This is a genomic window from Erwinia tasmaniensis Et1/99 (assembly GCF_000026185.1).
Lineage (GTDB): Bacteria > Pseudomonadota > Gammaproteobacteria > Enterobacterales > Enterobacteriaceae > Erwinia > Erwinia tasmaniensis.
In genome coordinates, this window is record NC_010694.1 from 1,787,518 (window position 1) to 1,809,393 (window position 21,876).

20 protein-coding genes are annotated in these 21,876 nt (G+C 52.9%); 13 read left to right on the forward strand and 7 right to left on the reverse strand.

From position 1 onward, the window contains the following. The first annotated feature begins 54 nt into the window (after positions 1–54). Genes galU through ETA_RS09015 form a run of 3 tightly spaced genes read left to right on the forward strand, consistent with a single transcriptional unit; the run spans position 55 to position 3,352 of the window. Entirely contained in the window at positions 55–963 is a 909-nt protein-coding gene (gene galU, locus ETA_RS09005) for a UTP--glucose-1-phosphate uridylyltransferase GalU (protein WP_012441315.1), read from the forward strand. A gap of 26 nt (positions 964–989) precedes the next feature. After that, positions 990–2,330: a UDP-glucose dehydrogenase family protein gene (locus tag ETA_RS09010; RefSeq protein WP_012441316.1), complete on the forward strand. Its 1,341-nt coding sequence runs from the start codon at positions 990–992 to the stop codon at positions 2,328–2,330. Between the two features lie 14 nt (positions 2,331–2,344). Continuing rightward, positions 2,345–3,352: an NAD-dependent epimerase gene (locus tag ETA_RS09015; protein ID WP_012441317.1), complete on the forward strand. Its 1,008-nt coding sequence runs from the start codon at positions 2,345–2,347 to the stop codon at positions 3,350–3,352. A gap of 127 nt (positions 3,353–3,479) precedes the next feature. Here ETA_RS09015 and hns read toward each other — a convergent pair whose 3' ends face one another. After that, positions 3,480–3,887 carry a histone-like nucleoid-structuring protein H-NS gene (gene hns, locus ETA_RS09020; RefSeq protein ID WP_012441318.1) on the reverse strand — a complete coding sequence of 136 codons (408 nt, stop codon included), beginning with the start codon at positions 3,885–3,887 and terminating at the stop codon, positions 3,480–3,482. 349 nt (positions 3,888–4,236) lie between these two features. On the opposite strand from hns, the gene tdk reads away from it, so the two are divergent. Then, entirely contained in the window at positions 4,237–4,860 is a 624-nt protein-coding gene (gene tdk, locus ETA_RS09025) for a thymidine kinase (protein WP_012441319.1), read from the forward strand. A 488-nt stretch (positions 4,861–5,348) separates the two neighbouring features. Here the strand turns inward: tdk and adhE are convergent, their stop codons facing one another. Next, a complete protein-coding gene (adhE, locus tag ETA_RS09030) occupies positions 5,349–8,042 on the reverse strand; it encodes a bifunctional acetaldehyde-CoA/alcohol dehydrogenase (protein ID WP_012441320.1) in 2,694 nt (897 codons plus the stop codon). A 423-nt stretch (positions 8,043–8,465) separates the two neighbouring features. Here adhE and ETA_RS09035 point away from each other — a divergent pair, with 423 nt between their 5' ends. The 7 genes from ETA_RS09035 to oppF all read left to right on the forward strand — a co-directional run bounded on the left by ETA_RS09035 (position 8,466) and on the right by oppF (position 17,136). Continuing rightward, positions 8,466–9,113 (forward strand): YchE family NAAT transporter, encoded by a 648-nt coding sequence (locus ETA_RS09035; protein ID WP_012441321.1) that lies wholly within the window; start codon positions 8,466–8,468, stop codon positions 9,111–9,113. 631 nt (positions 9,114–9,744) lie between these two features. Further along, entirely contained in the window at positions 9,745–11,379 is a 1,635-nt protein-coding gene (locus ETA_RS09040) for an ABC transporter substrate-binding protein (protein WP_012441322.1), read from the forward strand. Between the two features lie 171 nt (positions 11,380–11,550). Continuing rightward, the gene (oppA, locus tag ETA_RS09045) at positions 11,551–13,182 is read left to right on the forward strand and encodes an oligopeptide ABC transporter substrate-binding protein OppA (RefSeq protein ID WP_012441323.1); all 1,632 of its coding nucleotides are present in this window, start codon (positions 11,551–11,553) and stop codon (positions 13,180–13,182) included. Between the two features lie 85 nt (positions 13,183–13,267). Further along, positions 13,268–14,188 (forward strand): oligopeptide ABC transporter permease OppB, encoded by a 921-nt coding sequence (oppB, locus tag ETA_RS09050; protein ID WP_012441324.1) that lies wholly within the window; start codon positions 13,268–13,270, stop codon positions 14,186–14,188. A 13-nt stretch (positions 14,189–14,201) separates the two neighbouring features. Continuing rightward, a complete protein-coding gene (oppC, locus tag ETA_RS09055) occupies positions 14,202–15,110 on the forward strand; it encodes an oligopeptide ABC transporter permease OppC (protein ID WP_012441325.1) in 909 nt (302 codons plus the stop codon). Between the two features lie 11 nt (positions 15,111–15,121). After that, on the forward strand, positions 15,122–16,138 hold the full coding sequence (gene oppD / locus ETA_RS09060) for an ABC transporter ATP-binding protein (RefSeq protein WP_012441326.1): 1,017 nt from the start codon (positions 15,122–15,124) through the stop codon (positions 16,136–16,138). After that, positions 16,135–17,136 carry a murein tripeptide/oligopeptide ABC transporter ATP binding protein OppF gene (oppF, locus tag ETA_RS09065; protein WP_012441327.1) on the forward strand — a complete coding sequence of 334 codons (1,002 nt, stop codon included), beginning with the start codon at positions 16,135–16,137 and terminating at the stop codon, positions 17,134–17,136. Before oppD ends, oppF begins: the two co-directional genes overlap by 4 nt. Before the next feature lie 109 nt (positions 17,137–17,245). Here oppF and ETA_RS09070 read toward each other — a convergent pair whose 3' ends face one another. Both ETA_RS09070 and cls read right to left on the reverse strand, forming a co-directional pair. Then, positions 17,246–17,569 carry an HI1450 family dsDNA-mimic protein gene (locus ETA_RS09070; RefSeq protein ID WP_012441328.1) on the reverse strand — a complete coding sequence of 108 codons (324 nt, stop codon included), beginning with the start codon at positions 17,567–17,569 and terminating at the stop codon, positions 17,246–17,248. Between the two features lie 50 nt (positions 17,570–17,619). Beyond that, complete coding sequence (cls, locus tag ETA_RS09075; protein WP_012441329.1) at positions 17,620–19,080, reverse strand: cardiolipin synthase; 1,461 nt, start codon at positions 19,078–19,080, stop codon at positions 17,620–17,622. Positions 19,081–19,252: 172 nt separating this feature from the next. On the opposite strand from cls, the gene ETA_RS19930 reads away from it, so the two are divergent. Further along, positions 19,253–19,426, forward strand: coding sequence for a YciY family protein (locus ETA_RS19930; RefSeq protein ID WP_012441330.1), 174 nt, complete (start codon positions 19,253–19,255; stop codon positions 19,424–19,426). 19 nt (positions 19,427–19,445) lie between these two features. On the opposite strand, the gene ETA_RS09080 is transcribed toward ETA_RS19930, so the two are convergent. Continuing rightward, on the reverse strand, positions 19,446–19,742 hold the full coding sequence (locus ETA_RS09080; RefSeq protein ID WP_012441331.1) for a YciI family protein: 297 nt from the start codon (positions 19,740–19,742) through the stop codon (positions 19,446–19,448). A 202-nt stretch (positions 19,743–19,944) separates the two neighbouring features. Between ETA_RS09080 and tonB the strand changes: the two genes are divergently transcribed. Beyond that, entirely contained in the window at positions 19,945–20,694 is a 750-nt protein-coding gene (gene tonB, locus ETA_RS09085; protein WP_012441332.1) for a TonB system transport protein TonB, read from the forward strand. 80 nt (positions 20,695–20,774) lie between these two features. Here tonB and yciA read toward each other — a convergent pair whose 3' ends face one another. Together yciA and ETA_RS09095 are read right to left on the reverse strand one after the other, a co-directional pair. After that, a complete protein-coding gene (gene yciA / locus ETA_RS09090; RefSeq protein WP_012441333.1) occupies positions 20,775–21,203 on the reverse strand; it encodes an acyl-CoA thioester hydrolase YciA in 429 nt (142 codons plus the stop codon). Positions 21,204–21,279: 76 nt separating this feature from the next. Beyond that, positions 21,280–21,816 (reverse strand): septation protein A, encoded by a 537-nt coding sequence (locus ETA_RS09095; protein ID WP_012441334.1) that lies wholly within the window; start codon positions 21,814–21,816, stop codon positions 21,280–21,282. Between the last annotated feature and the right edge of the window lie 60 nt (positions 21,817–21,876).

Genomic DNA, 21,876 nt, shown 5'->3' on the forward strand with positions numbered 1-21,876 from the left:
TTAAATCGACATATCAAGTAAGAACTTGAACGGTCTATAAAGAGAGGTATTTTGATGTCTGCCTATAACTCAAAAGTAAAAAAAGCGGTTATCCCTGTTGCTGGTTTAGGAACGCGTATGTTGCCTGCAACAAAAGCGATTCCTAAAGAAATGTTACCGTTGGTTGATAAGCCGTTAATTCAGTATGTCGTTAACGAATGTATTGCCGCGGGCATTAATGAAATTGTGCTGGTTACGCACTCCTCTAAAAACTCAATTGAAAACCATTTCGATACCAGCTTTGAGCTCGAAGCCATGCTGGAAAAACGCGTTAAGCGCCAGCTGCTGGAAGAGATCCAGTCTATTTGTCCTCCACACGTGACCATTATGCAGGTTCGTCAGGGGTTGGCAAAAGGTCTGGGCCACGCGGTCATGTGTGCATGGCCTGTCATTGGTAACGAGCCGGTTGCCGTGATTTTGCCGGACGTGATCCTTGATGAATATGAATCCGATCTGTCAAAAGACAATCTGGCAGAGATGATCAAACGCTTTGATGAAACTGGCCACAGTCAGATTATGGTTGAACCGGTTGCAGACGTGACCGCTTACGGTGTTGTTGACTGCCAGGGCGCTCAGCTGAACCCCGGTGAAAGTGCACCCATGGTCGGCGTAGTAGAAAAACCCAAAGCGGATCAAGCGCCTTCTAATCTGGCCGTCGTCGGCCGCTACGTGCTGTCTGCTGATATCTGGCCACTGCTGGCGAAAACCCCTCCCGGTGCTGGCGACGAAATTCAGCTGACCGACTCGATCGCGATGCTGATGGAAAAAGAGACTGTGGAAGCCTATCACCTGAAGGGCATAAGCCATGATTGTGGTAACAAGCTGGGCTACATGCAGGCTTTCGTTGAATATGGTGTGCGTCATGAGACGCTGGGCAGCGATTTCAGAGCCTGGCTGGAAAGCGCAGTGGGTAATAAAAAGTAAGTTTCATTTCTAACCGGGACAATTCAATGAAAGTCACCGTATTTGGTATCGGCTATGTGGGCCTGGTTCAGGCTGCCGTTCTGGCTGAAGTAGGGCATGACGTGCTTTGCATCGATATCGACGAAAACAAAGTCGAAAATCTGAAAAAAGGCATCATTCCAATTTTTGAACCGGGGCTAACGCCGCTGGTTATGCAGAACTATGAAGCCGGCCGTCTTAAGTTCTCTACCAACGCTGAAGAGGGCGTTAATCACGGCGTCATGCAGTTCATTGCCGTTGGGACACCGCCGGATGAAGACGGATCTGCGGATCTGAAATATGTGACGGCCGTGGCGCGTACCATTGCTCAACACATGCAAGGCCATAAGGTGGTGCTTGATAAATCCACCGTTCCGGTAGGCACCGCCGACCGCGTACGTCAGGTGATGGAAGAAACGCTTTCCGGGCGCGGCGTTAAGCTCACTTTTGACGTTGTCTCCAATCCTGAGTTTCTGAAAGAGGGTGCGGCAGTCAGTGACTGCATGCGTCCAGAGCGGATTGTGATCGGCACGGATAATGATGATGTGGTCGAACTGCTGCGGGAATTATATGAGCCGTTTAACCGCAATCATGATCGTATGATCCTGATGGATATCCGCAGTGCCGAGCTGACCAAGTATGCTGCAAACTGTATGCTGGCGACCAAAATCAGCTTTATGAATGAAATATCCAATCTGGCCGAGCGTCTTGGCGCGGATATTGAAAAAGTCCGTCAGGGGATTGGTTCTGATTCGCGTATCGGCTACTCATTTATTTACCCTGGCTGCGGCTACGGCGGTTCCTGCTTCCCGAAAGATGTGCAGGCGCTTATCCGTACTGCGGAACAGATTGGCTACCAGCCACGCCTGTTGCAGGCCGTTGAAGACGTCAACGATTCGCAAAAACACAAGTTGCCGACCTTTATCAAACGTCACTTTGGCGAAAATCTCAAAGGCAAAACCTTTGCGTTGTGGGGGCTGTCATTTAAGCCAAATACGGATGATATGCGTGAAGCCTCAAGCCGGGTATTGATGGAAGCTCTGTGGGAGGCGGGTGCCGCCGTGCAGGCGTTCGATCCGGAAGCGATGGACGAAGCGCAGCGTGTCTACGGTCACCGCAACGACATGAAGCTGATGGGAACCAAAGAAGCGGCGTTACAGGGGGCCGATGGACTGGTTATCTGCACCGAGTGGCAGAACTTCCGCGCACCTGATTTCGACGTCATTAAAAACGCGCTCAAAGAACCCGTGATTTTTGATGGTCGAAACCTGTATGATCCAGAAAGGATCGGCAAGCGCGGTTTTGTTTATTATGCAATCGGCCGCGGAGCATCTCTGAACATTGCATAATTAATGAGGGTAGTATGAAATATCTGGTCACCGGCGCAGCGGGTTTTATTGGCTTCCATGTCATCCAACGCCTGCTTGATGCCGGTCACCAGGTTGTCGGTCTCGACAACCTGAATGACTATTACGATGTCAACCTTAAAACGTCACGGCTGGCGCTTATCGCCGATCGTTCCGGTTTTACCTTTGTTAAAGATGATCTTGCCAACAGGGAAGGTATGGCTGAACTCTTTCGCAGCCATCGCTTTCAACGTGTGATACATCTTGGTGGACAGGCCGGAGTGCGTTATTCGCTTGAAAACCCGTTGTCTTATGCAGACGCTAACCTGGTGGGCCACCTTAATATCCTTGAAGGCTGCCGTCACAATCAGGTTGAACACCTGTTATACGCCTCCTCCAGCTCTGTGTATGGCCTCAATCGCAAAATGCCGTTCTCCACAGATGATGCCGTCGATCATCCTGTCTCTCTCTATGCGGCAACGAAAAAAGCCAATGAGCTTATGGCCCATAGCTATTCTCATTTATATGGGATACCGACTACCGGGCTGCGCTTCTTTACCGTCTATGGTCCGTGGGGGCGTCCGGATATGGCGCTGTTTAAATTCACCCGCGCGATGATGGCCGGGGAAAAAATTGACGTGTATAACCATGGTCAGATGCGGCGCGACTTTACCTATATCGACGATATTGTTGAATCCATCATCCGTTTGCAGGACGTAATACCGCAGCCTGATGCAGACTGGACGGTTGAAAAAGGCAGCCCGGCCGCCAGCTCTGCACCTTACCGGGTTTATAATATCGGTAACAGTCATCCCGTCACGTTAATGGCCTATATTGAAGCGTTAGAGGGGGCGTTAGGGATGAAGGCGGACAAGAACATGTTGCCGATGCAATCCGGTGATGTGGCAGAAACCAGCGCAGATACCCGTGCTCTTTTTGAGGTTATCGGCTTCAGGCCGCAAACTTCAGTAGAAGAGGGCGTGGCGCGCTTTGTGGACTGGTACAGGGCCTTTTATCAGAAGTAAATCGGAAGGTTTATAACAGAGAAAGGAAGCCCGGTGGGCTTCCTTTTTTATCCTTGGTGGCAACGACTAAAAGTGATCGTGGCAAAAGGTCAATATTTAAACTGCCAGAAAGGGACTTTGAGCAGAATTACAGCAGGAAGTCTTCCAGCTTTTTGCCTTTCTCTTCGATTGCAGCTTTAATCACGGCTGGAGTACGGCCCTGGCCGGTCCAGGTTTTGTTTTCGCCATTTTCATCGACATAAGAATACTTCGCTGGACGAGCGGCGCGCTTGGCTTTACCCGGCGTTTTTACCGCAGCCAGGGTAGAAAGCAATTCGTTAGGATCAATGCCATCGGCAATCAGCATGTCACGGTATTGCTGAAGTTTACGCGTACGCTCTTCCACTTCTGCCTGCGCCTGGCTTTCTTCTTCGCGGCGCTCATTAACCACCACTTCCAGCTTTTCCAACATCTCTTCGAGAGTTTCTAAAGTACATTCTCTTGCCTGCGCACGCAGTGTACGGATGTTGTTCAAAATTTTAAGTGCTTCGCTCATAGTCCGATTCTCTAAATTATATTGATAGGGATGATTCTGCCTAATAATAGTGTTGGCGATGGGGAACTGCAATAGTTAATTTCCTCACAGGTACGTTCAGGCTAATAATTGCTTAACAGAATGGCAAAAGTGATGGTCGATAATAGGTCGGACAGTTTTATAATGCGGAGTTAGAGGGGGTTTTTCATCCAGCAATGACGTGGATATAGCATTTATTAATAGTAAAAAGTTTCGCCAATGTGCTTGGAGTTCCACGATCCTGCGCTTTCTTTGCACTGTGCCAGGCCATTCCTTTCCGTGGCGTATGATATACTTTCACCCTCTTTAGTGAATGGGGGAGTAGGGGCCGATGGCTCAACTTTATTTCTATTACTCGGCAATGAATGCCGGGAAATCTACGGCTTTGTTACAATCTTCCTATAATTACCATGAGAGGGGGATGCGAACCTTAGTGTATACCGCCGAAATCGATAATCGCTTCGGCGAAGCTAAAGTGAGTTCGCGCATCGGGCTTTCATCCCCTGCTAACCTGTATAATAGCAGTACGTTGCTATTTGATGAGATCCATACGGCACACCAGCGCGAAGCGGTCCATTGTGTACTGGTGGATGAAAGTCAGTTCCTGACGCGTGAACAGGTTAAATCATTATCCGAAGTTGTTGATATATTAGATATACCTGTACTCTGTTATGGATTGCGTACAGACTTTCGCGGTGAGTTATTTACGGGCAGTCAGTATTTATTAGCCTGGTCTGATAAGCTGGTTGAATTAAAAACTATCTGCCACTGCGGTAGAAAGGCGAGTAGGGTTCTACGTGTTGATCAGCAAGGTCAACCGTTCAAAGAGGGTGAACAGGTACAAATAGGTGGCAACGAGCGTTATGTTTCCGTTTGTCGCAAACATTACTCAGAAGCGATAACTACGGGTTCTTTACAGGCTATTTATGGCAATCAGCACCCGGGCCAAGATTAAAATGAGTCTTTTTATTAATGTCTGTTAACCCACGGGCGAAGCTGATTCGTCCATAAGTATTACTTAACGTTTCCCGGGAGATATACTCCGCGCGGCTTTCATCGTCTAATTTGACGCTGCGTGCCACGGTTGTTCTGTTAACGAATCTTGCCATTTGAATAATGCTCTGGTCATGATGATCGGGGCATTTTTATCTTTTCCCCCTTCAGATTACCCTTAAAAACGGTTGTTCTCATCTTGTTACCGTTAGGTAATTATTTAATTACCGTCAATGACATTAGCTGCAAAAGGGCTTGCGATGTCATTATGCTGTGTCACGCACTCAACGTTGTGACTTTGGGTATAACGAGGTAGCGAAGCTAGCCGTGCAGATTTGCGCAACGCTTAAACATTTTGCTTGTGGCTTTTCATCATCATTGCGGTAAATTCGCTGGCGGGTCATCAAGATGAAATAACCCGCAGCGCGGTACGCTGCAGGTTATGCCGGATCATGCCTGATTCAATCCCTTGAGATTTTTGTCCCCTTTTTTTGCCACAACGCGAAGGGTCGCGGCCTCTGGCGGATTAACCCGGTTTTCGTAAAAGTCGCGGCCATAGAAGCTGTCCAGTAACACCTGTTTCAGCTCGCTAATCAATGGGAAACGCGGATTCGCGCCGGTGCACTGGTCGTCGAGAGCATCTTCGGTAAGCTTATCTAATTTTGCCAGGAAATCGGCTTCCTGTACGCCCGCCTCGCGAATCGATGCCGGAATACCCAGCTCGGTTTTCAGGCTTTCCAGCCATGCCAGCAGCTTTTCAATTTTCTGCGCGGTGCGGTCGGATGTCGCGCTCAGATGCAGATGGTCAGCAATTTCCGCGTAGCGACGGCGCGCCTGCGGGCGATCGTACTGACTAAAAGCGGTCTGCTTGGTGGGGTTGTCATTGGCGTTATAGCGGATCACGTTACCTATCAGCAGCGCGTTGGCCAGGCCGTGCGGCAGATGGAACTCCGATCCCAGTTTATGCGCCATCGAGTGACATACGCCGAGGAACGCATTGGCGAAGGCAATACCGGCAATAGTGGCGGCATTATGCACACGTTCACGCGCCAGCGGGTTTTTCGCCCCCTGACTGTAGCTGGACGGAAGGTTTTCCTTTAGCAGTTTCAGCGCCTGTAGAGCCTGACCATCCGAATATTCATTAGCCAGCACGGAAACATAGGCCTCCAGCGCGTGGGTGATCGCGTCCATTCCCCCAAAGGCGCAGAGAGATTTTGGCATATCCATCACCAGGTTGGCATCCACAATGGCCATGTCCGGCGTCAGAGCATAGTCTGCCAGCGGATATTTCTGGCCGGTCGCATCATCGGTAACCACGGCGAACGGCGTAACCTCAGAACCGGTGCCGGAGGTGGTGGTGACGGCAACCAGTTTCGCCTTAATGCCCATTTTCGGGAAGCGGTAGATACGTTTGCGGATGTCCATAAAACGCAATGCCAGGTCAGCGAAATGGGTTTCAGGATGTTCGTATAGAACCCACATGATTTTTGCCGCATCCATCGGTGAACCACCGCCCAGAGCGATAATGACATCGGGCTTAAACGAGTGCATCTTCTCTGCGCCCTGACGCACGATGCTTAGCGTCGGATCGGCGGCCACCTCGGAAAATACTTCTGTTTCTACCCCACGGGCTTTGAGCACCTTAATAATCTGGTCAGCATAGCCCTGGTTGAACAGAAAACGATCGGTGACAATAAACGCGCGCTTCGCACCTTCATCGGCGACCTCTTCCAGAGCAATGGGCAATGCGCCTCGACGGAAGTAGATTGACTTAGGAAGTTTATGCCACAACATGTTTTCTGCCCGTTTAGCGACGGTTTTCTTGTTGATCAGATGTTTGGGGCCGACATTCTCGGAAATCGAGTTTCCCCCCCAGGAACCGCAGCCAAGCGTAAGCGAAGGCGCGAGCTTAAAGTTATACAGGTCGCCGATCCCACCCTGAGATGCCGGGGTATTAATCAGAATACGCGCCGTTTTCATCCTGGATCCGAAGGCATGCACGCGATCCTGCTGATTATCCTGGTCGGTATAGAGACACGAGGTATGCCCGATACCGCCCATGGCTACCAGCTTTTCCGCTTTCATCAGCGCGTCGGAAAAATCTTTTGCCCGATACATTGCCAGCATCGGTGACAATTTTTCATGAGCAAAAGGCTCCGACTCATCGGTGCGCTGCACTTCACCGATCAGGATTTTAGTCCTTTCAGGAACGTCAATCCCGGCCAGTTCAGCAATTTTTGCCGCCGGCTGGCCAACAATAGCGGCATTTAGCGCCCCGTTTTTCAGGATAACGTCCTGCACCGCCTGGAGTTCTCTACCCTGCAACACATAGCCGCCGTGAGTGGCAAAACGTTCGCGTACCGCATCATAGATGCTTTCAACGACAATGACCGACTGCTCGGACGCACAGATGACGCCGTTATCGAAGGTTTTCGACATCAGGATTGAGGCCACGGCGCGCTTGATATCCGCGTACTCATCAATGACCACCGGCGTGTTGCCTGCGCCAACGCCAATGGCCGGCTTTCCTGAACTGTACGCCGCCTTAACCATGCCAGGCCCGCCGGTGGCAAGGATCAGATTAATATCCGGGTGGTGCATCAGCTGGTTTGACAGCTCGACGGAAGGCTGGTCAATCCAGCCAATAATATCCGCAGGTGCCCCGGCTTCAATCGCGGCCTGGAGCACAATTTTCGCCGCCTGATTAGTGGCATCCTTTGCCCGCGGGTGCGGAGAAAAGATCACCGCGTTGCGGGTTTTCAGAGCGATCAGTGCTTTAAAAATAGCCGTTGAGGTGGGGTTAGTGGTGGGAACGATAGCGCAGATAAGGCCAACGGGTTCGGCGATGGTGATGGTGCCGAAAGTATCATCGCTCTCCAGGATGCCGCAGGTTTTTTCATCTTTGTACGCATTATAGATATATTCAGAGGCGAAATGGTTTTTAATCACTTTATCTTCAACGATACCCATGCCTGATTCTGCCACCGCCATTTTGGCCAGCGGAATACGGGCATCGGCCGCTGCCAGTGCCGCAGAGCGAAAAATCTTATCGACCTGCTCTTGGGTGAAGCCAGCGTAGATGCGCTGTGCCTGTTTAACACGTTCCACCAGCGCGTTGAGTTCAGCAACATTCGTTACGGTCATTATGCTCTCCTGAAAAATTAAACTTTTTTAGTAAACCCGTCAGAAAATTTCCTGTACAGGGATGCACCCCAACCAAACTGGCGACCGGGCGTTCATTTTCTCAAAGGCTTACTGAAAGAGTCTGCTTAACCGCGTATTGCCTGGGGCTTTACCCGATAACCCGACATGGGATGTTATTGAGCATAGCGGCAGCGCTGCGAAGGAAAGATGACCCAGATCATCAATCGTGCAGGCTGACACCCTTCAGCCTGGAGGGGGAAGGAGGGCGACAGGCGGGGGGAAGTATGACTGCGGTGCTTTCGGAGCTGGCAGGCGCGGATAAAGCGGCAATACGGCCCTGTTCTCGCCGACTGGGGATAGTCACTCGCGTTGATATGAATTACATTAGCCGCCACCCATCTGTCCTCGCCCACGGAGCGTGCTGTGAACACTGCGCTGTTAGACCTTTCTGTTTATATTAAATTCTTTGTTGGCCTGTTCGCCCTGGTGAATCCGATTGGCATTATTCCGGTGTTTATCAGCATGACGCGCGACCAGATCCCGGCAGCACGCCACAAAACTAACCTCACGGCCAATCTGTCGGTGGCGATTATTTTGTGGACCGCGCTATTTCTCGGTGATGGCATTCTGCACATTTTCGGTATCTCAATAGATTCATTCCGCATTGCTGGCGGCATCCTGGTGGTGACCATTGCGATGTCGATGATCAGCGGAAAACTGGGTGAAGATAAACAGAACAAGCAGGAAAAGTCAGAAACCGCTATTCGCGAAAGTATCGGCGTTGTCCCTCTGGCGCTGCCGCTGATGGCCGGACCGGGGGCGATCAGTTCCACCATTGTCTGGAGCACGCGCTACAACAGCTGGCAGAATCTGTTGGGCTTCAGCCTGGCCATAGCCCTGTTCGCCAGCTGCTGCTGGCTACTGTTCCGTGCTGCGCCGCTGTTAGTGAGAGCTCTGGGGCAGACCGGCATCAACGTGGTGACGCGTATCATGGGTCTGTTGCTGATGGCGTTAGGGATCGAGTTTATGGTGACCGGCATCCGTGCTTTGTTTCCGGGGTTAGTCAGCTAATTAGTTTTTAATGCTATCTGAACGAATATTAAGCGCATTTAATGCGCTTTTTTTTTGCTTAAAATTGGCTTTTTGAACTAAATGGGTGCAAAGCACCGTAATGGCGCACCATGTAAGTGCATTTATTCATTGATCTTAATTGGAAAGTACAATTATTAATGTAATTACTGCAAAAGCACATTATTACCGAAGTGCAGAAGAATATGTCATTTGAACGGCATGATACGTTTCAGCTTTAATAGGCGAAAACCCAGTTTTTAACGCTTTTTGACGGGTTTATTTTGGCGAAGATGAACGTATTTGAAGGTGTAATGAGCGTTTTGTTCAAACAATACGCTTTATGTGGTTTCTTATTGCACAATTCACGGTTAATTTTTCTATATTTGTAATTTTATCATAAGCTTAAGCGTTTTTTCTCGATGATAAATAATGAAGTAACCCTGTCATTCGTCCTGTTAAAAGAGAAGTGCTTAACATTTCCGTAACATGGCGTTAGGTGAATAAAGAAGATTCTGATAATTTTTAACCGATTGGGAAAATTGGCATCAGATGTGCAAGTTTCTATTAGTGTTTTTGGGTCAAACTTTGCCGCTTCGTTCAGCTGGCTTCCACCATAAGAGGTTAATCACTGATGAGAGAGGCGAAATCATGGCACCGGACAGCAGTAAGTGCGGGAGTGCTGCTCTTTACGCTGGCTATGCCGGTCTTTGCTGCCGATATCCCGGCAGGGATTAAACTGAGCGACAGCCAAAAACTGGTGATTAACAACGGCACTGAACCCTCCTCACTGGATCCACACAAAAGTGAAGGCGTGCCGGAAACCGACATCATTCTGAACCTGCTGGAAGGACTGGTTACCACCGATAATGACGGCAGGCTGGTGCCTGGCGTCGCGCAAAGCTGGGAAAATCAGCAGGGCAAGGTGTGGATCTTTACCCTGCGTCCCGACGCGCGCTGGAGCAACGGCGAGCCGGTGACCGCCGCGGATTTTGTTTACAGCTGGCAACGGCTGGTCAGTGCTGACACCGCGTCACCTTATTCAAGCTTTGCGCAGGCGGCGCATTTGCTTAATGCGGATAAAATTCTCACGCACCAACTCCCGCCAGGCGCGCTCGGCGTCAGGGCGCTGGATGCGCATCGTCTTGAAGTCACGCTCAGTGAACCCGTGCCGTATTTCCTCGCCATGGTCGCCCATACCGCCTTTAAGCCTGTGAATCGTCACGCCATCGAAACCTGGGGTGAGAAGTGGACACAGCCCGCTCACTACGTAGGGAACGGAGCGTACACGCTCGATGACTGGGTCATTAACGAAAAAATTGTGCTGAAGCGCAGCCCGCAGTACTGGAATAACGGCAAAACGGCGATCGGGCAGGTGACCTTTTTGCCGATTGCATCGGAAACCAGCGACGTTAACCGCTACCGTAGCGGAGAGATTGATATCACCGGGGGCGCACTGCCGCCCGATCGCTTTAAGCAGCTTAAACAGCAGCTGGGCGCGCAGGTCCACGTCAGTCCCTACCTCTGCACCTTTTATTACGAGTTGAATAACCGTCGCCCACCGTTTGACGATGCACGGGTGCGCACGGCGGTGAAACTGACGCTCGATCGCACCATTATTGCGGAGAAAATCATGGGGCAGGGACAGATCCCGGCCTACAGCCTGACGCCACCCTATACCGGCGGCGCTGCGTTAACGCCTCCAGCCTGGTTTACCCTTAGCCAGGCGCAACGTAACCAGCAGGCCAAAGCGCTGCTAGCGGCGGCGGGTTACGGTGCGGCAAATCCGCTGCGCTTTTCGCTGCTGTATAACACTTCTGACGTCAATAAACAGCAGGCGATAGCCGCTGCATCAATGTGGAGCAAAAACCTCGGGGCGCAGGTGACGTTACAGAATCAGGAGTGGAAAACCCTGCTCGATACGCGTCACCAGGGCAACTACGACGTGGCGCGCGCGACCTGGTGCTCCGACTATAACGAGCCGTCTACCTTCCTCAACATGATGATCGGTAATGCCTCAACCAACACCGCATTTTACCGCAGCGCGGCCTTTGACGACCTGATGAAACGGTCGCTCACCGTTGCCGACGACGCGCAGCGGGCGCAGCTTTATCAGCAGGCCGAAGAGCAGCTGGATAAGGATTCAGCCCTGGTCCCGGTCTACTATCGTGTCAGCGCCCGCCTGATAAAACCCTGGGTGGGCGGCTACAGTGGAAAGGACCCGCAGGATCTGATGGACGTAAAGTATTTCTATATAACCGAACACTAAGCCTCTGGCGGATGCCAGAGGCAGTATGGTGATAGCAAGTAAAAGCGCATGATAGCGCTTATAAAAAACAAACCGGGCAGACACGTTCCGTTGCCCGGCTAAGTTTTCCCGACAGGGGACAGCCACGGTGCTAGCACACGTTGGTAAAAATAAAACAGGAGTCGCTCAATAATGAAACATATCATCAAGACAACGCTGATAGCCGCTGGCGTTTTGGCCGCGCTGAACGGCACCCTTGCATGGGCCGCTGAGGTTCCGGCGGGCGTGCAGCTGGCGGATAAGCAGGAGTTGGTCAGGGGCAACGGCGCGGAGCCCCAGTCGCTCGATCCGCACAAGATCGAAGGCGTAACGGAATCCAATATCAATCGCGATATTCTGGAAGGCCTGGCAATCACCGATGCCAGCGGCAAAGTGATCCCCGGCGTGGCGGAAAGCTGGGAAAGCAAAGAGGGTGGCAAGGTATGGATTTTCCATCTGCGTGACGCGGCGAAATGGTCAAACGGCGAGCCGGTCACCGCGCAGGACTTCGTTTACAGCTGGCAGCGGCTTGTCGAACCCAAAACCGCGTCGCCTTATGCCAGCTATCTGCAATATGGCCACCTGCTGAACGTCGATGACATTATTGCTGGCAAAAAGTCGCCGGATACTCTCGGCGTCAAGGCCATTGACCCCCATACATTACAGGTTACGCTGAGTGATGCCGTACCGTATTTTTATAAGCTGCTGATCCACCCTGCGATGTCACCGGTTTATCAGCCGGCGGTTGAGAAATTCGGTGAAAAGTGGACCCAACCGGCCAATTTTGTTGGTAACGGCGCGTATAAGCCCGCAGAGTGGGTGGTAAACGAACGTATCGTGCTGGAGCGCAACCCGCAGTATTGGGATAATGCGCATACCGTGCTGAACAAGGTCACTTTCCTGCCTATCTCATCGGAAGTGACCGATACTAACCGCTATCGCAGCGGCAGCAGCGATATGACCTTCAACTATTTGCCGATCGAACTGTATCAAAAGCTGAAAAAAGAGATCCCGGCTGAAATTCACGCTGAACCCTATCTCTGCACCTACTATTACGAGATCAACAACCAGAAGCCGCCGTTTAACGACGCGCGCGTGCGTACCGCGCTAAAACTGGGGCTGGATCGCGATATCCTGGTGAATAAGGTCAAGGCGCAGGGTGAAGACCCGGCCTACAGCTTCACTCCTCCTTATACCGACGGCATTAAGCTGGCCCCGCCGGAGTGGTTCAGCTGGTCCCAGGACAAGCGTAATGAAGAGGCGAAAAAACTGCTGGCCGCAGCCGGCTATACTGCCGACAAGCCGCTAACTTTCGACCTGCTGTACAACACCTCCGATCTGCATAAAAAGCTGGCGATTGCCGCTGCCTCCATCTGGAAAAAGAACCTTGGGGTGAACGTTAAGCTGCAAAACCAGGAGTGGAAGACCTACATCGATACCCGCCATCAGGGCAACTTTGACGTAGCGCGGGCGGCCTGGTGTGCAGACTATAATGAACCCAGCAGTTTCGTGAATATGCTGTTGTCGGACAGCAGCAATAACACCTCTCATTATAAGAGCGCGGCATTTGACCAGGCCGTTAAGGCGACGCTACAGGCTAGCGATGAAGGCAAACGTGCCGCCGACTATGCCGCAGCTGAAAAAGTCCTCGACGGTGATTCAGGCATCGTTCCGGTTTATTATTATAAAAACCTGCGCCTGGTAAAACCCTGGGTTGGCGGTTATAACGGAAAAGATCCGTTGGATAATATCCACGACAAAGATCTGTATATTATTAAACATTAAGCAGGTTGGGCAGCGTGCTGCCCGTTTAACGCAATGTCACCGCAGCGGTTATGCCGCTGCGGCTTAACGCCAGCAGGTACGGGCAATGTTAAAATTTATTCTGCGTCGTTTTCTTGAAGCGATCCCAACGCTCTTTATTCTGATCACCATCTCTTTCTTTATGATGCGGCTGGCACCCGGCAGTCCGTTTACCAGCGAGCGCGCGCTAACGCCGGAGGTGATGGCTAATATTGAAGCCAAATACCACTTCAATGACCCAATGTGGAAACAGTATTTCAGCTACCTCCAGCAGCTGGCGCACGGGGATTTTGGCCCCTCTTTCAAATATAAAGATTACTCGGTTAACGATCTGGTCGCGGGTTCTTTCCCGGTCTCCGCCAAGCTGGGCGCGGCGGCATTTCTCTTTGCGCTGGTGTTTGGCGTCAGCGCCGGGGTCATCGCTGCGCTGAAGCAAAATAGCAAATGGGATTATGTGGTGATGGGGGTGGCGATGACCGGCATTGTTATCCCGAGCTTTGTGGTGGCTCCGCTGCTGGTGCTGCTGTTCTCTATTATTCTCAAGTGGTTGCCGGGCGGCGGCTGGAACGGCGGGGCGTTGAAATACATGATCCTGCCGATGGTAGCGCTGTCGCTGGCTTATATTGCCAGTATCGCGCGCATCACCCGTGGCTCAATGATTGAAGTCCTGCACTCCAACTTTATCCGCACCGCCCGCGCCAAAGGCCTGCCGATGCATCGCATCGTGCTGCGGCACGCGCTGAAACCCGCGCTGCTGCCGGTCCTCTCCTACCTCGGCCCGGCTTTTGTCGGCATTATTACCGGCTCTATGGTGATTGAAACCATTTATGGTCTGCCCGGCATCGGACAGCTGTTTGTTAACGGAGCGCTTAACCGCGACTATTCGCTGGTGTTAAGCCTGACCATTCTGGTCGGTGCATTAACCATTTTGTTTAACGCGATTGTTGACGTGCTGTATGCCGTTATCGATCCGAAAATTCGTTACTGATTCTGGAGCTGGCATGATGTTAAGTAATAAAAACAGCGAAGCCCTGGATAACTTCAGTGAAAAGCTTGAAATAGAAGGGCGCAGCCTGTGGCAGGATGCACGCCGCCGCTTTATCCATAACCGCGCGGCGCTGGCCAGCCTGTTTGTACTGCTGCTGGTGACGCTGTTCGTGGTGCTGGCGCCGATGCTGTCGCCGTTTGCCTACGATGATACCGACTGGGCGATGATGTCGGCCGCACCTGACCTGGCCTCCGGCCATTATATGGGTACGGATTCCTCCGGGCGCGATCTGCTGGTGCGCGTGGCGTTTGGCGGGCGTATTTCGCTGATGGTAGGCGTTGCCGCCGCGCTGGTGGCGGTGGTGCTGGGTACGCTGTACGGCACCCTGGCGGGATATCTCGGGGGCAAAACCGACTCGATAATGATGCGCCTGCTGGAGATCCTCAATTCATTCCCGTTTATGTTCTTCGTTATCCTGCTGGTGACGCTCTTTGGACAAAACATCCTGCTGATATTTGTTGCTATCGGCATGGTCTCCTGGCTGGATATGGCGCGTATCGTGCGCGGTCAGACACTGAGCCTGAAGCGTAAAGAGTTTATTGAGGCCGCTGAGGTCGGGGGCGTTTCAACCTTTAATATCGTTCTGCGCCATATCGTACCAAACGTACTTGGGGTGGTGGTGGTGTACGCCTCGCTGCTGGTGCCGAGTATGATCCTGTTTGAGTCGTTCCTTAGCTTCCTTGGCCTGGGTACCCAGGAGCCGTTGAGCAGCTGGGGCGCGCTACTGAGTGATGGGGCTAATTCAATGGAGGTCTCGCCTTGGCTGTTGCTTTATCCGGCTGCGTTCCTCGTGATTACCCTGTTCTGTTTTAACTTTATTGGCGATGGTTTACGTGATGCCCTCGACCCGAAAGATCGTTAAGGAGTTTCCCTATGAGCGAATGTGAACTACAGCCGGCGACGGCGAAAAACCAGGGAAGCGAACCTCTGTTGGATGTGAAAGATCTGCGCGTCACCTTCAGCACCCCGGATGGTGATGTGACGGCGGTCAACGACCTGAATTTCAGCCTGCGCGCCGGAGAAACGCTCGGTATCGTCGGTGAGTCCGGTTCCGGCAAGTCACAGACCGCCTTTGCCCTGATGGGGCTGCTGGCCAGCAACGGGCGCATTGGCGGATCGGCGCGTTTCAACGGGGCAGAGATCCTTAACCTGCCGGAAAAACAGCTTAATAAACTGCGTGCCGAGCAGATAGCCATGATCTTCCAGGACCCGATGACCTCGCTTAATCCTTACATGCGCGTGGGGGAGCAGCTGATGGAGGTACTGCAACTGCATAAAGGGCTGAACGGTTCTCAGGCGTTTGAAGAGTCGGTACGCATGCTCGATGCGGTTAAGATGCCCGAAGCGCGTAAGCGGATGAAAATGTTCCCGCACGAATTTTCCGGCGGCATGCGTCAGCGCGTGATGATCGCGATGGCGCTGCTGTGCCGGCCTAAATTACTGATTGCCGATGAGCCAACCACCGCGCTCGACGTGACCGTTCAGGCACAAATCATGACCTTGCTGAATGAACTGAAGCGCGAGTTTAATACCGCAATCATCATGATCACCCACGATCTCGGCGTCGTGGCGGGCATCTGCGACCGCGTGCTGGTGATGTATGCCGGGCGCACGATGGAATACGGCGATGCGCGCCATATCTTCTATCAGCCTACGCACCCATACTCAATTGGCCTGCTTAACGCGGTGCCGCGTCTTGATGCACAGGACGGGGAGTCGCTGATTACCATCCCTGGCAATCCGCCGAACCTGCTGCGTCTGCCGAAAGGCTGTCCGTTCCAGCCACGCTGCCCACATGCGATGGCGATCTGCGCAACGGCTCCGCCGCTTGAGGTCTTTGAGCCGGGCCGCATGCGCGCCTGCTTCAAACCTGTGGAGGCGTTGGTATGAATAGCGTGGCAGAAAAAAAGGTCCTGCTGGAAATTGCCGATCTGAAGGTGCATTTCGATATTAAAGACGGCCGGCAGTGGTTCTGGCAGGCACCAAAAACCCTGAAGGCGGTGGACGGCATCAGCCTGCGGTTATATGAAGGCGAAACGCTGGGCATCGTTGGCGAGTCAGGCTGTGGCAAATCCACGCTGGCGCGCGCGATTATCGGACTGGTAAAAGCCACCGACGGGCGCGTGGCGTGGCTGGGGCGTGATTTGATTGGTCAGAGCGCCGAACAGTGGCGCGCCGCACGCAGTGACATTCAGATGATATTCCAGGATCCGCTGGCTTCACTCAATCCGCGTATGACCATTGGGGATATTATCGCAGAGCCCTTACGTACCTATCACCCGAAGATGGATCGTGAGGAGGTAAAAGAGCGCGTGAAAGCGATGATGATGAAGGTGGGATTACTGCCAAATCTGATTAACCGCTATCCGCACGAGTTCTCTGGCGGTCAGTGCCAGCGCATCGGTATCGCACGCGCTCTGATTCTGGAACCTAAACTGATTATCTGCGATGAGCCGGTTTCGGCACTGGACGTGTCGATTCAGGCGCAGGTGGTTAATCTGTTGCAGAGCTTACAGCGTGAGATGGGGCTGTCACTGATCTTTATCGCGCACGACCTGGCGGTGGTCAAGCATATTTCTGACCGCGTGCTGGTAATGTATCTCGGTCATCCGGTGGAGCTTGGCACCTATGACGAAGTGTACCAGAACCCGCAGCACCCCTATACCCGTGCGCTGATGTCGGCGGTGCCAATCCCCGACCCCGACCTGGAGAAAAATAAGACTATCGAGTTATTGGAAGGGGAGTTGCCATCACCGATCGATCCCCCGTCCGGCTGCGTTTTTCGCACCCGCTGTCCGATTGCCGGACCGGAATGTGCTAAAACGCGCCCGCTGCTCGAAGGTAGCTTCCGCCATGCGGTTTCCTGCCTGAGGGTCGATCCGCTCTGATACGTCGCTCACCGAGCCTGATTTGGCCTTGCAGAAAAGCCTGGCCAAATCATTCCGGCAGTGTCACTCATTGCCCGGCATGTCGGTCCGACTTAACTCGCCGAATAACCTACTCTTTCCATAGAATATGGCACAGCTTGTGGTCTTTCTCACGGCAGATCAGCACGCGGGCAAACACGTCGGTTATCGGCTCTCCGTCTGCTTCGCCAAGACCGATAAGCACCTCTGCGAAAAAGTCTGGATTAAGATCGAAGTCGACGTGTTCTGCCCAGTCTTCGGCAGGATCGTGCAGTTCAGCACCGCCGCGCTCCTCAAACTGAAGATTGAACAGGATGACATCGGCGGGGTCGAGATTATCCACGGCCAACTCAAGGAAAATATCGTAAGCCTGTTCCAGCGTTTCGTCTTCGCTCAGTCGGTTGTTCAAATCCATAATCGTTCCTGTATGGCCCGTGGGGCCGCTGCTGTGCATTTCGGCTCGTTTTACAGTAATGGGCTGAAGAAGTAAAACAGTCGTTCAACAATACGTTGCCAGTAGGCGCGGTGCGCCCAACGTTTAGCATCGACCAGACGCGAGCGGGCAATATAATCCTCCTGAACCCGTGCCAGATCGCTGCCGAATCCGTCATCATCTATCACCAGCGTGATCTCAAAGTTGAGCCACAGGCTGCGCATATCAAGATTGACGGTGCCGACCAGGCTTAGCTGACCGTCAACTAAAATACTTTTGCTGTGCAGCAGGCCGCCCTCAAACTGATAAATTTTCACGCCGGCAGCCAGCAGCTCGCCAAAGAAGGCTCTGCTCGCCCAGCGCACCAGCATCGAATCGATATGGCGCGGGACGATAATGCTCACCTCAACGCCGCGATAAGCCGCCGTGCAGATGGCATGCAGCAGATCGTCGCTGGGCACTAAGTAGGGCGTGGTCATAATCAGCTGCTCACGCGCCGAATAGACCGCCGTTAGCAACGCCTGGTGGATCATGTCCTCCGGGAAGCCGGGGCCGGAGGCGATCACCTGGATCGTATGGCCACTCTCCTGCTCAAACGGCATCACGTTGTCATCGGGCGGAGGAGGCAAAATGCGCCTGCCGGTTTCAATTTCCCAGTCGCAGGAATAAATAATCCCCATGGTGGTTGCCACCGGGCCTTCCATACGGGCCATCAGGTCGACCCACTGACCTACACCGGCATTCTGTTTGAAAAAACGTGGATCTACCAGATTCATGCTGCCGGTATAGGCGATGTAATTATCAATCAGCACCACTTTGCGGTGCTGGCGTAAATCCATGCGGCGCAGGAAGACGCGTAGCAGGCTGACGCGCAGCGCTTCAACCACGTCAACCCCGGCATTGCGCATCATCGCCGGCCAGGGGCTGCGGAAAAAGGTGACGCTGCCGGCAGAGTCGAGCAGCAGACGACAGTGCACGCCGCGCCGTGCGGCCGCCATCAGCGCCTCTGCGACATCATCAGCGTGACCGCCGGGTTGCCAGATATAAAAAACCATCTCAATGTTATGGCGTGCCAGCTCAATATCTCGCACCAGCGTGCTTAACGTTTCATCAGTACTGGTTAGCAGCTGCAGCTGGTTACCCTTGACGCCAGCAATGCCCTGGCGCTTTTCACACAGCTGGAATAGCGCCTGGGCAACGTCGCTGTTCTCTTTGGCAAAGATATGATGACTGGATTTCAAATCGTTCAGCCAGCGGGCGGTAGAAGGCCACATGGTGCGGGCCCGCTCGGCCCGTCGCTTGCCCAGATGCAGCTCACCAAGCGAGAGGTAAGCGATGATCCCCACCAGCGGCAGAATATAGATAATCAGCAGCCATGCCATTGCAGAGGGCACCGCACGCCGCTTCATCAGGATGCGCAGGGTGACGCCGGCAATCAATAACCAGTAACCGAATACCAACAGCCAGCTCATCACGGTGTAAAAAGTGGTCATTAAGTGAATAGTCCCGTTCACACATAAGTGTTGTGAGTTTACGTGCAGATCACCGCGCTGAAAACCTTAAAGCACTCAACGGCTGAAAGAGATCGGACCTGATGAAGAGCAGGGGAGATCTATCATGCGCCGTGAGTTTCCTTATCAATAAAATATTCAGACAGAGGGTGCCATGAGGCGAGGCACAGCAGAAGTGGCGCGTTGGCGAATGATACGTCAGGCCCAGCGCCGCCGGGCGCGCTGGTTAGAGGGACAGTCACGTCGCTATGGACGCATGCACGGGTTCCGACATCAGCCCGGTCAGCAGCAGCGCCGCTCAATTCTGTTTATCACCCAGGTGCCTTAACCGCCTGAACAACGGAGGGTCAGAAGGTGCGCTTAAAGGGTTTTACCGTGACCTGTTTGTAGACCCCCGCGGCAACGTATGGATCGTCCTTTGCCCACACCTGTGCGGCTTCCAGCGAAGTGAATTCGGCAATGATGGTTGAACCACTAAACCCCGCGATACCCGGTTCGTTGCTGTCTACCGCTGGCATCGGCCCGGCGATGATAAGACGCCCTTCGTCACGCAGTACCTGCAGGCGGGCAACGTGCGCGGGGCGCACGACAGCGCGTTTTTCCAGAGAGTCTGTATTATCTTCAGCGTAAATTACGTACAGCACTTAAGAACTCCTGTCGGGGGGTGAGATTCGGGTTCACGTTAAGCGATCGTCAACATGAGTGCAAACTAAAGATTATACGGCGGCAATTAAGGGCGGTTTGATAAACTTTAAGGCGTTAACCCGCGATTATCCTGGCGCGTTTGTTGAAATTGATTGCTATTTGCATTTAAAATCGTCCCTTCACATTTTGACCAGAAAGATTATGACGACGCTGATAAACGATTTACCCCGCCGCTCACCGTTGCCGCTGCTTGGCTCGATCCTACTGCATGGAGCGGTCATTGGGGCCATGCTGTATGCCTCCTTCCATCAGGTCGTGGACATGCCCAAAGCTTCTCAGCCAATCAGCGTATCGATGGTGGCACCTGAAATGCAGCCGGAGCCACAGGCAGCGCCGACAGATTTAGTGCCCGAACCGGAAGCCGCACCTGAACCCGAACCCGTACCGGAACCTCCCGTAACGGAGCCGGTGGCCATCCCGAAACCAGAACCAAAGCCTGAGCCCAAGCCAGAACCTAAACCTGAGCCTAAGCCCAAGCCGAAACCGGTGAAGAAGGAGGTGGTGAAGCCGAAGCCTCAGGTTAAGCCGCACCCGTCCGCGCCGCTTGAGACCCGGCCAGCCGAACAGACTAAACCGTCAACCGCCCCGAAAAGTTCACCCTCACCGTCCAATGCAGTATCCGCCGGGCCGCGTGCGTTGAACGTAGGTAAGCCGTCTTATCCTGCCCGTGCGTTTGCACTGCGTATAGAAGGAAAGGTACGCGTGCAGTTTGACGTTGACGGAGCGGGGCAGGTAGACAACATCCGCATATTGTCCGCGGAACCGCGCAATATGTTTGAGCGTGAGGTGAAGCAGGCAATGCGCAAGTGGCGTTATGAAGCGGGGAAACCCGGAAAAGACCTCACCATGAACATCCAGTTTAAGATTAACGGTGGGTCCAGCATCGAGTAAAAATAAGACCGTGACACGCGGCATCCTGGTAAGCTCCGGGCGCAAATGTTTATCAGCGCCCGGAGATAAACGTCAGGAAATTATTTTTGCGGCTCCAGATCCTGGTGGTCTTTCCCCTGCGGCAACGGGCGGGGTTTTCCTTCCTTATCGACCGCAACGTAGATAAATACCGCTTCGGTGGTGCAGTAGCGTTGACCAATCGGTTCCGATGACACCTTTTTGATCCACACCTCAATATTGATCGTGATAGAGCTAGTGCCTGTACGAATGCAGCGCGCGTGGCAGGAAACCACATCACCCACCGCAACCGGTTTCAAAAAGGTCATACCGTCAGCCCGTACGGTTACCACACGTCCTCCGGCCATTTCCTTGGCCAAAATAGCCCCGCCCATGTCCATTTGTGACATCAGCCAGCCGCCAAAAATATCGCCGTTCGCATTGGTATCAGCCGGCATGGCGAGCGTGCGCAGCACCATTTCGCCCTGCGGGGTTCTCTGTGATTCGCTCATGATATGCTCTTTGAATGAGTTGCAGGTGTTGTCTTATTTTATCCGCCCGGCAAGAGGTTTGCCGGGCGACCCTCGGTTACTTTTCGTCTTGTGGCATCAGGCGATAAATATAGATGCCGCTCAACAGGGTAAACAGCAGCGTCAGGCCGCTTAAGCCAAAGACTTTAAAGTTCATCCACGTATCCTGGGAAAGCCAGAACGCCACGTAAATATTGGCTAATCCGCAGGCCAGGAAAAACAGTGCCCAGGCTATGTTCAGGCGGCGCCAGGCGGTCGTCGGCAGCCTGATCTCTTTACCCAGCATCTTCTGGATCAACGGCTGCTGCATAAACCAGTGGCTGAACAGCAGGGCGAGAGTGAACAGCCCGTAAATAATGGTCACCTTCCATTTTATAAAATCAGGATTGTGCAGGGCTATCGTCAGGGTGCCGAAGATGGCAACCAGGGCAAAGGTGAATAGCGCCATTTTTTCCACTTTGCGATAGAGCAGCCAGCTGACGGCGAGCGCGATAGCGGAAGCAACGATCAGCGCGCCGGACGCAACGAAAATGTCGTAGAGCTTGTAAAAAATAAAAAATACCACGAGGGGGAGAAAGTCGAGCAACTGCTTCATAGCGGCTTCCAGTAACAGGCGAATGCGAAAATATCATTATGCAATGAAATGCCTCAGTCG

Bases quoted from the DNA above. Each gene is read 5' to 3' on its own strand.
- oppD (WP_012441326.1), top strand. From the start codon at position 15,122: ATGAGCGAATGTGAACTACAGCCGGCGACGGCGAAAAACCAGGGAAGC.
- oppF (WP_012441327.1), top strand. From the start codon at position 16,135: ATGAATAGCGTGGCAGAAAAAAAGGTCCTGCTGGAAATTGCCGATCTG.
- tdk (WP_012441319.1), top strand. From the start codon at position 4,237: ATGGCTCAACTTTATTTCTATTACTCGGCAATGAATGCCGGGAAATCT.
- oppC (WP_012441325.1), top strand. From the start codon at position 14,202: ATGATGTTAAGTAATAAAAACAGCGAAGCCCTGGATAACTTCAGTGAA.
- ETA_RS19930 (WP_012441330.1), top strand. From the start codon at position 19,253: ATGAGGCGAGGCACAGCAGAAGTGGCGCGTTGGCGAATGATACGTCAG.
- ETA_RS09010 (WP_012441316.1), top strand. From the start codon at position 990: ATGAAAGTCACCGTATTTGGTATCGGCTATGTGGGCCTGGTTCAGGCT.
- hns (WP_012441318.1), bottom strand. From the start codon at position 3,887: ATGAGCGAAGCACTTAAAATTTTGAACAACATCCGTACACTGCGTGCG.
- yciA (WP_012441333.1), bottom strand. From the start codon at position 21,203: ATGAGCGAATCACAGAGAACCCCGCAGGGCGAAATGGTGCTGCGCACG.
- oppB (WP_012441324.1), top strand. From the start codon at position 13,268: ATGTTAAAATTTATTCTGCGTCGTTTTCTTGAAGCGATCCCAACGCTC.
- galU (WP_012441315.1), top strand. From the start codon at position 55: ATGTCTGCCTATAACTCAAAAGTAAAAAAAGCGGTTATCCCTGTTGCT.
- ETA_RS09095 (WP_012441334.1), bottom strand. From the start codon at position 21,816: ATGAAGCAGTTGCTCGACTTTCTCCCCCTCGTGGTATTTTTTATTTTT.
- ETA_RS09040 (WP_012441322.1), top strand. From the start codon at position 9,745: ATGAGAGAGGCGAAATCATGGCACCGGACAGCAGTAAGTGCGGGAGTG.
- cls (WP_012441329.1), bottom strand. From the start codon at position 19,080: ATGACCACTTTTTACACCGTGATGAGCTGGCTGTTGGTATTCGGTTAC.
- ETA_RS09070 (WP_012441328.1), bottom strand. From the start codon at position 17,569: ATGGATTTGAACAACCGACTGAGCGAAGACGAAACGCTGGAACAGGCT.
- oppA (WP_012441323.1), top strand. From the start codon at position 11,551: ATGAAACATATCATCAAGACAACGCTGATAGCCGCTGGCGTTTTGGCC.
- ETA_RS09015 (WP_012441317.1), top strand. From the start codon at position 2,345: ATGAAATATCTGGTCACCGGCGCAGCGGGTTTTATTGGCTTCCATGTC.
- adhE (WP_012441320.1), bottom strand. From the start codon at position 8,042: ATGACCGTAACGAATGTTGCTGAACTCAACGCGCTGGTGGAACGTGTT.
- tonB (WP_012441332.1), top strand. From the start codon at position 19,945: ATGACGACGCTGATAAACGATTTACCCCGCCGCTCACCGTTGCCGCTG.